At 69.5% G+C, this 11,600-nt stretch carries 9 protein-coding genes and 1 pseudogene; 3 read left to right on the forward strand and 7 right to left on the reverse strand.

Translation table 11 applies throughout. The features are described 5' to 3' along the window. Window positions 1-252: 252 nt before the first annotated feature. Window positions 253-1,758 carry a lysine--tRNA ligase gene (gene lysS, locus VB080_RS03260; protein WP_323416987.1) on the forward strand — a complete coding sequence of 502 codons (1,506 nt, stop codon included), beginning with the start codon at window positions 253-255 and terminating at the stop codon, window positions 1,756-1,758. Window positions 1,759-1,800: 42 nt separating this feature from the next. Here lysS and VB080_RS03265 read toward each other — a convergent pair whose 3' ends face one another. Beyond that, window positions 1,801-2,100 carry a cell division protein CrgA gene (locus tag VB080_RS03265; RefSeq protein WP_323416988.1) on the reverse strand — a complete coding sequence of 100 codons (300 nt, stop codon included), beginning with the start codon at window positions 2,098-2,100 and terminating at the stop codon, window positions 1,801-1,803. 189 nt (window positions 2,101-2,289) lie between these two features. On the opposite strand from VB080_RS03265, the gene VB080_RS03270 reads away from it, so the two are divergent. Further along, entirely contained in the window at window positions 2,290-3,057 is a 768-nt protein-coding gene (locus VB080_RS03270) for a DUF881 domain-containing protein (RefSeq protein ID WP_323416989.1), read from the forward strand. Between the two features lie 156 nt (window positions 3,058-3,213). Then, on the forward strand, window positions 3,214-3,855 hold the full coding sequence (locus tag VB080_RS03275; RefSeq protein WP_323416990.1) for an aminodeoxychorismate/anthranilate synthase component II: 642 nt from the start codon (window positions 3,214-3,216) through the stop codon (window positions 3,853-3,855). A 12-nt stretch (window positions 3,856-3,867) separates the two neighbouring features. On the opposite strand, the gene pknB is transcribed toward VB080_RS03275, so the two are convergent. From pknB to VB080_RS03305, 6 genes and pseudogenes are all read right to left on the reverse strand, one after another. Beyond that, window positions 3,868-5,709, reverse strand: a complete 1,842-nt coding sequence (gene pknB / locus VB080_RS03280; RefSeq protein WP_323416991.1) for a Stk1 family PASTA domain-containing Ser/Thr kinase — start codon at window positions 5,707-5,709, stop codon at window positions 3,868-3,870. A gap of 93 nt (window positions 5,710-5,802) precedes the next feature. Further along, window positions 5,803-7,224, reverse strand: coding sequence for a penicillin-binding transpeptidase domain-containing protein (locus tag VB080_RS03285; protein WP_323417000.1), 1,422 nt, complete (start codon window positions 7,222-7,224; stop codon window positions 5,803-5,805). Between the two features lie 191 nt (window positions 7,225-7,415). Then, window positions 7,416-8,765: pseudogene (locus tag VB080_RS03290) on the reverse strand (FtsW/RodA/SpoVE family cell cycle protein); the annotation flags it as partial. Further along, window positions 8,765-10,177 (reverse strand): PP2C family protein-serine/threonine phosphatase, encoded by a 1,413-nt coding sequence (locus VB080_RS03295; protein WP_323416993.1) that lies wholly within the window; start codon window positions 10,175-10,177, stop codon window positions 8,765-8,767. The pseudogene VB080_RS03290 and the gene VB080_RS03295, both read right to left, overlap by 1 nt. Window position 10,178: 1 nt before the next feature. Further along, complete coding sequence (locus tag VB080_RS03300) at window positions 10,179-10,655, reverse strand: FHA domain-containing protein (RefSeq protein ID WP_323416994.1); 477 nt, start codon at window positions 10,653-10,655, stop codon at window positions 10,179-10,181. Further along, entirely contained in the window at window positions 10,648-11,361 is a 714-nt protein-coding gene (locus VB080_RS03305; protein ID WP_323416995.1) for a DUF3662 and FHA domain-containing protein, read from the reverse strand. The genes VB080_RS03300 and VB080_RS03305 overlap by 8 nt, the downstream gene beginning before the upstream one ends. Window positions 11,362-11,600 lie beyond the last annotated feature (239 nt).

The following is an 11,600-nucleotide window of genomic DNA, read 5'->3' on the forward strand; positions in this document are numbered from 1 at the left end:
CAGTTGTAGGTCGTGCAGAAACCGGGCAGTAGAGCAGACCGGAGTGGATAGTGCACGCGCCTGCGCCGGATTGCCCGGATTCTGCTGAGCGGGCCGCAGCTGAGTGGCGAGCGGCGAGCGGCGAGCGGCGAGCGGCAAGTGGCGAGTGGCGAGTGGCGGTCGCGGCGGGGACGGGGAACGGTGGCCGGCCCGGTGGGCCGACAGCTGTGGATCGATGCCGACCTGGGCCGGGCCGCCCGATAGCCTAAGGCGGTGACTGAGCCGATCAACCCCGAACTCTCCGAACAGGAGCAGGTGCGGCACGACAAGCGCACCCGGCTGCTGGCCGAGGGGGCGCCGCCCTACCCGATCACCGTGCCGCGCACCCACAGTGCCGCGCAGGTGCACCAGCGGTGGGCGCAGTTGGAGGCCGGGGACGAGACCCAGGACGTGGTGAGTGTCAGCGGCCGGGTGGTGTTCATCCGGAACACCGGCAAGCTCTGCTTCGCCACCCTACAGGACGGCTTCACACTGGCCGAGTCGGGCACCCGGCTGCAGGTCATGATCTCGCTGGCCGAGGTCGGGGAGGAGTCGCTGGCAGCCTGGAAGGCCGATGTCGACCTGGGCGACTTCGTCTCGGTGACCGGCCGGGTGATCTCCTCCAAGCGTGGTGAACTGTCGGTGCTCGCCAGCAGCTGGGAACTGGCCTCCAAGGCGCTGCGCCCGCTGCCGACGCTGCACAAGGACCTCGGCGAGGAGACCCGGGTGCGGCAGCGCTATGCCGACCTGGTGGCACGCCCGGAGGCCCGCGACATGGTGCGCACCCGCGCCCTGGTCACCCACGCGATCCGCGAGGTGCTGCACGACGAGGGCTACATCGAACTGGAGACCCCGGTCCTGCAGTTGGTGCACGGCGGGGCGGCCGCCCGTCCGTTCCGTACCCACCTGAACGCCTTCGACATCGACATGACGCTGCGGATCGCCCTGGAGCTCTACCTCAAGCGGGCGATGGTCGGCGGCGCCGATCGGGTCTACGAGATCGGACGGATCTTCCGCAACGAGGGCATTGACTCCAGCCATTCGGCCGAGTTCACCATGCTGGAGGCCTACCAGGCCTGGGGCGACCAGACCACGATCGCCGCGATGACCCAGCGGGTCATCCAGCGCGCCGCCGACACCGCGCTGGGGACCCGCACCATCGTGACGCCGGCCGGTGAGATCGAGTTGGACGGCGAATGGGCCTGGAAGCCGGTCTATCCGACCCTGTCGGAGGCGCTCGGCGAGGAGATCACCCCGGCCACCGACGCCGCCCGGCTGCGCGCGATCGCGGATCAGCGCGGCGTCGAGTACGACCCGGGCTGGGTCGCCCAGAAGCTGGTCATGGAACTTTTCGGCGAGATCGTCGAGCCCACCTTGCTGCAGCCCACCTTCGTCTGTGACTACCCGCCGATCGCCCAGCCGCTGGCCCGGCAGCACCGCAGCAACCCCGACCTGATCGAGGCCTGGGACCTGATCATCGGCGGGGTCGAGCGTGGCACCGGCTTCTCCGAGTTGATCGACCCGGTGATCCAGCGCGAGCGGCTGGTCGCCCAGTCACTGAAGGCGGCGGCCGGGGACCCCGAGGCGATGGAACTGGACGAGGACTTCCTGGCAGCCCTGGAGTTCGGCGCCCCGCCAATGGGTGGCATGGGGCTGGGCATCGATCGGCTGATGATGCTGCTGACCGGCGCCGGGATCCGCGAGACGATCCTGTTCCCGCTGCTCAAGCCGCTGGTCTGACGAGACGGCGCCCGGCGGCTACTTCCCGAGCGCTGCCGGCGGCTACTTCCAGAGCGTGGACAGCGCAAAGGCACCGGCCATGAAGACCATGCCGATGCCGACGTTCCAGGCACCAAGGTCGGTCATCACCGGCACCTGGATCCCGGTCGACGCGGTGATGTAGTAGACCACCAGCCAGATCACGCCGATCAGGCCGAGGGTGATGAACGCCGGCGCCACCCACTGGCGACTGCCGGGGGCCACGACGTGGCGCTTCTCCTCAGCGCGTGCCTGAGAGACCTTTTCCTTGGACGCCTGCTTCTTCTTCTCGGCGGCGGTCTTGCGGACCCTCGACTCGGGCACCTGGAACTCCTCGTACTGCGCGGCTGGACGGCCCAAGGATACCCGAGTCGCCGGACTCCGGAGGTGATGCCGGCACGGGAGCCTGACTGAACGATCCAGTACCGAGAGGGTCCACCCTGGGGCGGCGTGCGCCGTGGGTCTGCCTCAGGGCGTCGGAAGCCCGCGGGCTCCTGACGTAGGCTGGCCGGCGTGGTGGACGCGCTGACCCTGGCCCGGATCCGGGTCCGCCGTGCGCTGCGCTGGGGTCGCCGGCGTCCCACCGCCGGCAAGCTGGCCACCTTCGCCACCTGTCTGGCCGCGGGCCTGATGATGACCACCGGCGCGCTGGCAGCAGACGGAGCCGACCTGCGCCCCAACCAGACCACCGACCTGATCGACCTGGTCCGGGCCGAGGCCGACCGTAACGCCGAACTCGCGAGCAGGGTGGCAACCCTGCGGGCTCAGGTCGACACCCTCGCGCAGGATCTCTCGGCCGACCAGCCCGCCGATGCCGACCTGACAGAGCTGTCGCAGCAGGCGGCGCTCACTCCGGTCAAGGGCCCCGCCGTCACGGTCACCCTCGCCGACGCCCCGCTCAGCGTGAAACCGGCCGGGGTGGCCGACGAACTGCTGGTCGTCCACCAGCAGGACATCCAGGCGGTGGCGAATGCCTTGTGGGAGGGCGGCGCCGAGGCGATGACCATCCAGGGTCAGCGGGTGACCTCGCGGACCGGCATCAAGTGCGTCGGCAACACCGTCCTGCTGCACGGCGTCCCTTACGCCCCGCCATATGTGATCACGGCGATCGGTGACCAGGTGCGGATGGAAGCGTCGCTGGCGACCTCGGCGTACCTGCGGACCTACCGGGAGTATGTCACCGCCTACCGTCTGGGCTACGCCCAGCAGCGGGTCGACGAGGTCGCCATGCCGGGCTTCCAGGGCAGCGTCGGGCTGCGCTACGCCAGGCCCGCCGGCTGATCGCCCCACAGTCCGGAGATTCCAGCCGGGACGAGTGCTCAGGCGCACCCGCCTGCCCCCGGCGGGTCCGGTTGTGACCGGGCCTGCGGCGAGGACGGCGTCCCGTCCCGCCGACAGCGGGCGGGTGCCCGCGGTGCATGGGTGACAATGGTCGCCATGGCCCGCATCCTCGTCGTGGACAACTACGACTCCTTCGTCTACAACCTGGTCCAGTACCTTGCCCAGCTTGGCGCCGAAGTCGAGATCTGGCGCAACGACGACCCCCGGTTCGCCGCCGCCGACTGGTCCGACGGTTTCGACGGCGTGCTGGTCTCACCGGGGCCGGGCACGCCGCAGCAGGCCGGGGTCTGCGTCGACCTGATCCGCAACCATCCCGCCGCCCTGCCGGTGTTCGGGGTGTGCCTGGGCCTGCAGTCGATGGCCGTGGCCTATGGCGGGACGGTGGTGCGCGCCCCCGAACTGCTGCATGGCAAGACCTCGACCGTGCACCACGACGGCAGAGGGGTGTTCACCGGCCTGCCGCCGGCGATCACCGCCACCCGCTACCACTCGCTGGCGCTCGACCCGGCAACCGTCCCGGCCGACCTCGAGGTCAGCGCGCGCTCTGAGTCGGGCGTGATCATGGGGCTGCGGCACCGCAGCCTGCCGGTCGAGAGCGTGCAGTTCCACCCCGAGTCCGTGCTGACCCAGGGCGGCTACCAGATGCTGGGCAACTGGCTGGCAGTCTGCGGGGACGCCGACGCGCCGGCCAGGGCAGCAGGGCTCAGCCCGCTGGTCGCCCCCGGCATGCAGGCCTGAACCCGGACCTGCCTACCCGCCGCCCTGGTCGCCGGAATCGTCCGGCTCCTCGGACGAGGACGGTTCGGACGTCGGCGAGTTCGTCGGCTCGGTCGGCGTCGCCGAGGTGGGTGGCGCCGACGGCTTCTTCGCGATCGTGATGGTGATCGTCTTGGTCCGCTTCCACAGCTGGCCGGGGCCTGGATCCTGCTTGAAGACCAGTCCCTCGGCAGTGGTCTCGGTCTCCTCCGTCTCGACCACGATGTTCTCGAAGCCGGACTGGTTGGCCAACTTGATGGCGGCTGCCTTGTCCAGCTGGCGCAGGTTCGGCACCATCGACTCGCCGGTGGCGTAGTACACGATGATCTCCTGGTCGAGGGCGACGCTGGCCCCTTCGTCCGGGTTGACCGAGGTGACCTCGTTGGTCTTGGCAGTGATCGGCTCGTTCGGATCCTCTTCGGCCTGGACGTTGGTGAAGCCCGCCTCCTCCAGCAGCTTCACCGCGTCCTTGTAGCTCATCGACTTCAGGCCGGTCGGAATGGTCGCCTTCTTCGGTCCGACGTTCACCTGCACGGTGACGACGGTGTCCGGTTCGACCTCCTGCCCGGGCAGCGGATCCTGGTCGGTGATCGAACCGACGGTGTTGTCGTCGGGGCCCTCGACGTCCTCGGTCTTGATCCTCAGCCCGGCGTCCTCCAGGACCTGCGAGGCCTCGGGCACCTTCATGGTCATCACCATCGGCACCTTGACCAGCACCACCGGGGCGGCCGGTGGGAACAGCGAGGTGTAGACCCAGGCGCCGATCCCGACCACTGCCAGCGCACCGAGCACGGCCCACAGCCAGGTCAGGTTGCGGCGCTGCTTCACCGGCTCGATCGCCCGGGTCGCAGTGCCGGTCAGCTCGGACTCCGACGGCAGCACGGTGGTCGGCTGGGACGGCGGCACAGCCGACCGGGCGACCACGGTCGGCGCGTTTGCCGAACCGGGCAGCGGCACCGGCGGGTACGGCGAGCGCGCCGTGACGTCCTGTCCGGCCAGCAGCCGTCCGATGTCCGCGCGCATCGCGGCGGCGGTCTGGTAGCGGTCGGCGGGATCCTTGGCGAGCGATTTCAGCACGATGGCGTCCATCGCCGGGGTGATCATCGGGTCGATCGCGCTCGGCGCCACCGGTTGTTCGCGGACGTGCTGGTAGGCGACGCTCACCGGGGAGTCGCCCTGGAACGGCGGCCGGCCGACCAGCAGTTCGTAGAGCAGGCAGCCCGCGGAGTAGATGTCGGAGCGGTTGTCGACGGTCTCGCCACGGGCCTGCTCGGGTGACAGGTACTGGGCGGTGCCGATCACCGCCGCGGTCTGGGTCATCGTTGCCGAGGTGTCGGCCACCGCCCGGGCGATACCGAAGTCCATCACCTTCACCACGCCGTTGGAGGTGAGCATGACATTGGCGGGCTTGATGTCGCGGTGGACGATGCCGGCCTTGTGGGAGTAGTTGAGCGCGTCCAGCACGCCCATCGTGAACTGCAGCGCCTTCTCGGGCTGGATCTGCCGCCCGGTGCGCAGGATCTCACGCAGGGTGTGCCCCTCCACCAACTCCATCACGATGTAGGGAACGTGTACCCCGGTGGCGGGGTCGGCCTCCTCGCCGGTGTCGTAGACCGCGACGATGTTGGGGTGGTTCAGCCCGGCTGCCGCCTGGGCCTCGCGCCGGAAACGGGCCTGGAAGGTGGGATCGGTGGCCAGGTCGATGCGAAGCTGCTTGACGGCCACCTCCCGTCCCAGCCGCAGATCGCGTGCCCGGTGCACCTCGGCCATGCCACCGCGCCCGAGCAGGCCGCCAAGCTGATAGCGACCGCCCAACAGGGTCGGCTCGTCAGTCATCAGCTGATTCCTTTCCTTGCGCTCCGCCCGCGCCGGGCAGACGCACCTCTGCCCCATTGTGACCGAATGGACGCGAGCGTACCCAACCAATCCTCATCGCATGGCCTCAATCACCGCTTTCGCGATCGGTGCGGCAAGACGTCCGCCGGCGATGTCGGTGGCGGGGATCTCGGCGTCCTCGACGAAGACGCAAACCGCCAGATCGAGTTCCTCGGCGAAGGCGATGAACCAGGCGTACGGCCGGCGCACATTGTCCGAGTGCGCGGTTCCGGTCTTCCCTCCGACGGTGATCCCGTCCACCTGCGCCCGGCTGCCGGTGCCATTCTCGACGACGCTGATCATCATCTGGCGCAGTCCGGCGGCATCGGAGGCGCCCAGGGCGTTCGACGCCTGGCTGGGACGGGTGTCGCTGATCACCGTCGTGAGATCGGCAGAAACCACCCGCTGGACGAGGTAGGGCTTCATCACCACACCGTCATTGGCGACCGCGGCAGCCACCAACGCCATCTGCAGAGGGCTGGCGGCGACCTCGAATTCGCCGATCGCACTCATCCCGGTCTGGGCATCGTCGGGGGACTCAGGGAACTTCGAGGCCGCGGACTTGATGTCGGTGAGGAAGGTCGAACCGAAGCCGAACCTCTCCGCCTGCTCGCGCAACGCGTCCGCGCCCAGTTGGACGCCGAGCCGGGCGAAACCGGGGTTGCAGGAAACCTCGAGCGCCTGCTGCAGGGTGATCCTGGTGCCGCCGCAGTTCCCGCTGATCACCACCGTCGAGCCGGGCAGCTTGAACGGCGTGGCGTCGATCTCGCTGCTGGGCGTCATCCCGGCGGCCAGGGCGGCGGCCGCCACCACCACCTTGAAGGTGGAGCCGGGCGGGTAGATCTCGCGGGCTGCCCGGTTGGCCATCGGGCGATCGGGGTCAGCATTGAGCTTGTCCCAGGCGGTGGTGGTCTTCTCGGTGTCGTGCACCGCCAGCACGTTCGGGTCATAGCTCGGGCTGGTCACCAGCGCGCGGATGGCTCCGGTGGAGGTGTCGATCGCCACCACGGCGCCCTTGCGTCCGTCCAGGCCCCGCCAGGCAGCGCGCTGGGCCTTGGCGTTCAGCGTGGTCTCGACGGTGGCGCCGCGCGGGCTGAATCCGGACGCCAGGTGCACCAGCCGGTCGAGGAACTGCGAGTCGTCCACCCCGGCGAGCTGGGAGGAGAAGGTGTTCTCCAGCCCGGAGGAGCCGTACAGGTAGCTGTAGAAACCCGTGACCGGCGCGTAGAGCTCGCCGGAGGGGTAGCTGCGCTGGAACTTGTACTTGTCCTTCACCGGGTCCGACTCGGCGATCGGGGCGTTGCCGACCATGATCGGGCCGCGGTCGGCGGAGAACCGGGCATCGTTGACCCGCAGGTTCTCCGGACGGGCGTTGAGCGCGTCGCTGCGGAAGAGGTAGCTCGCGCTGAGGTTGAGCATCAGCGCGGTGAACAGGGCGATGGTCAGGATCGCCACCTTGCGGATCGGCCGGTTCATCATGGCTGCGTCCTCCGGATCGGGGCGGTGGCCGAGTCCGGGCCCGCGATCGCCTCGGTGACGGCGTCGTCGGGGGGAGCGAAGATGTTGCCGCGGAAGGCGTCCGCCGGGCCCGCGGGCACCGCGGCGACCGGGACTTCCGCCGCCTCGGTTTCGTCCCCGTTGGCCGCCGCACCGACGGCCACCACCACCGTGGACTCGTCGGCCAGCGAGGTGACCGGGTCGGCCGGGACGCCGACGACGGGTTTGCGGACGTGGTGGGTGACCACCAGCAGCAGCGCCATCATCACCCAGTTGGCCAGCAGCGCCGAGCCGCCCTGTGACATGAACGGCGTTGTCAGGCCGGTGAGCGGCAGCAGCCGGGTGACGCCGCCCAGGATCGCGAACACCTGGATCGCGAAGACGAAGGACAACCCGGCGGCGAGCAGCTTGCCAAAGGGCTCCCGGGCGCCAAGCGCCGCTCGCAGGCCGCGGGTGGTGATCAGGGCGTAGACCATCATCACGGCGGTCAGCCCGACCAGGCCGAGTTCTTCGCCGATCGCGGCGGCGATGAAGTCGCTTTTGGCCAGCGGGGTGAGATTGGGCCGTCCCAGTCCCCACCCGGTGCCGAACAGGCCTCCCCAGGCCAGCCCGAATTGCCCCTGGATGACCTGGTAGTTGCGGTCGTAGTCGGAGAACGGGTCGAGCCAGGACGAGACCCTGACCTGGACGTGGCTGAACACGGTGGCGGCGGCGACCGCGCCGACCAGGAACAGCGCCGCGCCCAGAACGGCCCAGCCGGACCGCTCGGTGGCGATGTAGAGCATGATCACGAACAGGCCGAAGAACAGCAGCGAGGTACCGAGATCCTTCTGGAAGACCAGGATCGCCATGCTGGCCAGCCACATGATCAGGATCGGCCCGAGATCGCGGGGGCGGGGCAGCACGATCGGGCCCAGCTTGCCGCCGGCCAGCGCCAGCACGTCCTTCTTCTCGACCAGGTAGGCCGCGAAGGCGATCGACAGCACGATCTTGGCGATCTCGGCCGGCTGGAAGCTGTACTGGCCGATCTGGATCCAGATCTGGGCGCCGTTGTTCGCCCGGGCCAGGCCGGGCACCAGCGGCAGCAGCAGGATGACCAGGCCGACCAGGAAGGTGAGATAGGGGAAGGCCCGCAGCACCTGATAGTCCTTGAGCAGCACGATCACCGCGATGAACCCGGCGACCGCCACCGCCGTCCAGGTCAGCTGCAGTTCGGCGCTGTGCATGGCCTTGTTGGAGCCGAGGTCGAGGCGGTGGATCATCGCCACTCCCAGCCCGTTGAGCAGCACCATCATCGGCAGGATGAGCGGGTCGGCGTAGGGGATCCGCCAGCGCACCACGAGATGGGCTGCGGCGGCCAGGCCCACCGAGATCCCCACCGCCCAGGGCCAGCCCTCCGGCAGCCGGTTCTCCAGGTTCAGGTGGGTCAGGAAGTAGCCGCCGAGGCCGACCGCCAGTGCGAGGACCAGCATGAAGGCCTCGACGCCACGCCGCTTGCGGTAGACGACGACGTCAGCCATCAGCAGTCCTCCGGGGCCGGTGGAATGCTGGCTGCCGGTGTGGGGGTGGACGACGGGGCCGGGCTGGACGGGGTCACCGCCTGCGAGCTGGACGGCGAGGACGCGGGCGCGGAGCCAGTGGGCGAGCTGGCCGGGGTGGTGCCGTCCGGGGTTGCGGAGCTGGACGGCGACGGCGCCTGCGTGGCGCGGGCGCGCTCCTCGCGCTGGGCGATGCACTCCAGGGCCTTGGTGCGCAGCGCCGAGACGACGTCCTGGGCGGCCGGCATCGAACTGGCCCGGATGTAACTGCGCACCTGCTCCTGGTAGTACGGCGGCAGGTCGTCCACCCGGGTGGGGTCGCGGACCTCCAGGGTGTTCAGCGGCAGGTTGAACAGCGGTTCGGGGATGCCGCGGAAGATGCCGAGGGTCTGTCCGTCCGGGCCGACGTAGTACTGGCGCTGGGTGTAGGAGTACCAGGCCCAGCCCCCGCCGGCGGCCACCACCAGTGCCAGCAGCACCACCAGCGTGGTCTTCAGCCAGGCCAGCGGCCGTCCCGAGGCGGTCGGGGAGTAGCGGGCCTGCTCGCCGACCAGCGGATCGGCGGACGGGGCCTCGTCCGCCTTCAACAACGACGGCAACCGCATCGTGGTGGTGTCGAACGGGCCGTCGAGGTCGATGATCGCGGCCGACCCGAGCACCTCGCTGGGGCCGGTGCGTTCGCCCTCGACCACGTCGGCCAGGACGATGGTGATGTTGTCCAGGCCACCGGCGTCGAGCGCCAGCTGGACCAGCTGCTGCATCACCTGCTCGAGGTCGCCGGTCATCAGCGCCTCGATCTGGGCGTCGGTGACGGCACCGCACAGCCCGTCGGAGCAGATCAGTAGCCGGTCGCCGAGTTCGACCGGAGCGAGTTCGAGATCGGGGATGTGCTGGGACTGGCCGTTGACGACCCGCAGGATCAGCGACCGATGCGGGTGTTCCAGTGCCTCCGCCTCGGTGATCCGCCCCTCGTCGACCAGGGTCTGCACCCAGGAGTGGTCCCGGGACAGCCGGGTGAGCGCGCCGTCGCGAAAGCGGTAGGCGCGAGAGTCGCCGATATTGGCCAGGCCGAGCTGCTCGCCGTCGAACATCACTCCGCAGACGGTGGTGCCCATACCTTCCAGAGTCGGGTCGGATCGCACCAGCAGAGAGACCTGCTCGGTCGCATTCGAGATCGCCCGGTCGAAGGCCGCCAGCATCTCCTGGCCGGTGTGGTCGCCGTCCACCGCGCGAAGTTCCTTGATCGCCACCGCGCTGGCCAGGTCGCCCGCGGCGGCGCCGCCCATGCCGTCCGCCACCACGAGCATGGTGGGGGAGACGTAGGCGGAGTCCTGGTTGTTCTTGCGGACCAGTCCGATCTCGGAGTGCGCCCGGTAGCGCAGGGCGAGGCTCATCTCACTTCTCCAGCACCATCAGCGTCCGCCCGATGCGGAGGATGTCGGCGGGGGTGAGCGGGGTCGGCACGCCGATCCGCTGGTTGTTCACGAAGGTTCCGTTGGTGGAGTCGAGATCCTCGACGAAGTAGCCACCCTCGCCGAGAAAGACCCGGGCGTGGCGGGTGGAGACGTAGTCATCGTCCAGCAGCAATTGGCAGTCCTGGGCCCGTCCAATCAGGATCGGCTGGCCCAGCGGGAGGATGGTGCCGGCCTGCGAGCCGTGGGTCACCTTCAGGGTTCGGGGAAGCTTGCGCTCGGCCCGCTTGGTCAGGGTCGGCGCCGGGTGCTCCACGGGCGCGCCCGAGGCTGCCAGTTCGGCCGGGGAGAGCTTGCGTCCGAACAGGTCGGTGCGCACCACATTGCCGGTGAACAGGATGAACAGCCACAGGGCTGCCAGGAAGCCCAGCTTGAGCAGCAGGACGACGAGCTCAGACATCATCCACCGGAGAGGTGATGGCCAACCTGGTCGAGCCGATCTCGATCCGGCTGCCGACGGCCAGGCCGGCATGGCGGACCCGCTGGCCATCGACCACGATGCCGTTGGTGGAGCCGAGGTCCTCGACCCGGAGTTGCTGGTCGCTGCCGGTGCCCTGGACGACGATCCGGGCGTGCAGCCGGGACACCCCGGGGTCGTTGATCCGCAGGTCGGCGTCGGTGCCGCGTCCGATGGTCAGCCCGGGTGGCGTCAGCGGGTGGCGGACGCCGTTGACCTCGACCACCAGGCCGGCGGCACGGATCACGCTCGGGGTGGCGGGCTCGGCGGCGTCCACCCCGGCGACGGCGGCCGAGGAGACGGTGAACCGGCCGACCGGAAGGGCGGCGTCCTGCTGGTACTCGATGGTGACCGGGCCGTTGAAGATGTAGCCGCGCTCGGTGGCGTACTCGCGCAACTGCGGCACGATCTCGGAGTTCAGCGTCTTGGAGTAGGGGGTGAGCCGCTCGTAGTCGTGGGTGGACAGTGAGACCCGGAAGTCGTTGGGCACCAGCTTGCGCTCGCGGTCGAGCAGTTTGGCCTCGTGGTCGAGCTCGCGCTGCAGCCTGGCGGTGATCTCGACCGGCTGGACATCGCCCTTGAAGGCGCGCGCGAATGCGCCGTTGACTGCGTTTTCGAGCTTCTTCTCAACGCGGTCGAAGACACCCATCGATGTCCTCCCTTCGGGTCACGTGGCGTTCCCCCCAGCGTAACCAGCCGTCGGTAGGCCAGCCTAACGGAGGACAGGCGGCACCCTGGGGCAAATCACCCGACGCGTTCCAGGAGTGCGCACGGCCAGCCGCCCAGGTCGGTGCCGAGCCGGAACTCGCCGGTGTGGTGGGAGCCGGTCAGCAGGTTCTGCCAGCCGCCGTCGGGGAGAGCGACCACGGCGTTGTCCGGCCAGCCGTC

Source organism: Propionicimonas sp. (genome assembly GCF_034927565.1).
Lineage (GTDB): Bacteria > Actinomycetota > Actinomycetes > Propionibacteriales > Propionibacteriaceae > Propionicimonas.

What these genes read in the sequence shown, in the direction of transcription:
- VB080_RS03275 (WP_323416990.1), top strand. Translation starts at nt 3,214, where the DNA reads ATGGCCCGCATCCTCGTCGTGGACAACTACGACTCCTTCGTCTACAAC.
- pknB (WP_323416991.1), bottom strand. Translation starts at nt 5,709, where the DNA reads ATGACTGACGAGCCGACCCTGTTGGGCGGTCGCTATCAGCTTGGCGGC.
- VB080_RS03285 (WP_323417000.1), bottom strand. Translation starts at nt 7,224, where the DNA reads ATGAACCGGCCGATCCGCAAGGTGGCGATCCTGACCATCGCCCTGTTC.
- VB080_RS03295 (WP_323416993.1), bottom strand. Translation starts at nt 10,177, where the DNA reads ATGAGCCTCGCCCTGCGCTACCGGGCGCACTCCGAGATCGGACTGGTC.
- VB080_RS03300 (WP_323416994.1), bottom strand. Translation starts at nt 10,655, where the DNA reads ATGTCTGAGCTCGTCGTCCTGCTGCTCAAGCTGGGCTTCCTGGCAGCC.
- VB080_RS03305 (WP_323416995.1), bottom strand. Translation starts at nt 11,361, where the DNA reads ATGGGTGTCTTCGACCGCGTTGAGAAGAAGCTCGAAAACGCAGTCAAC.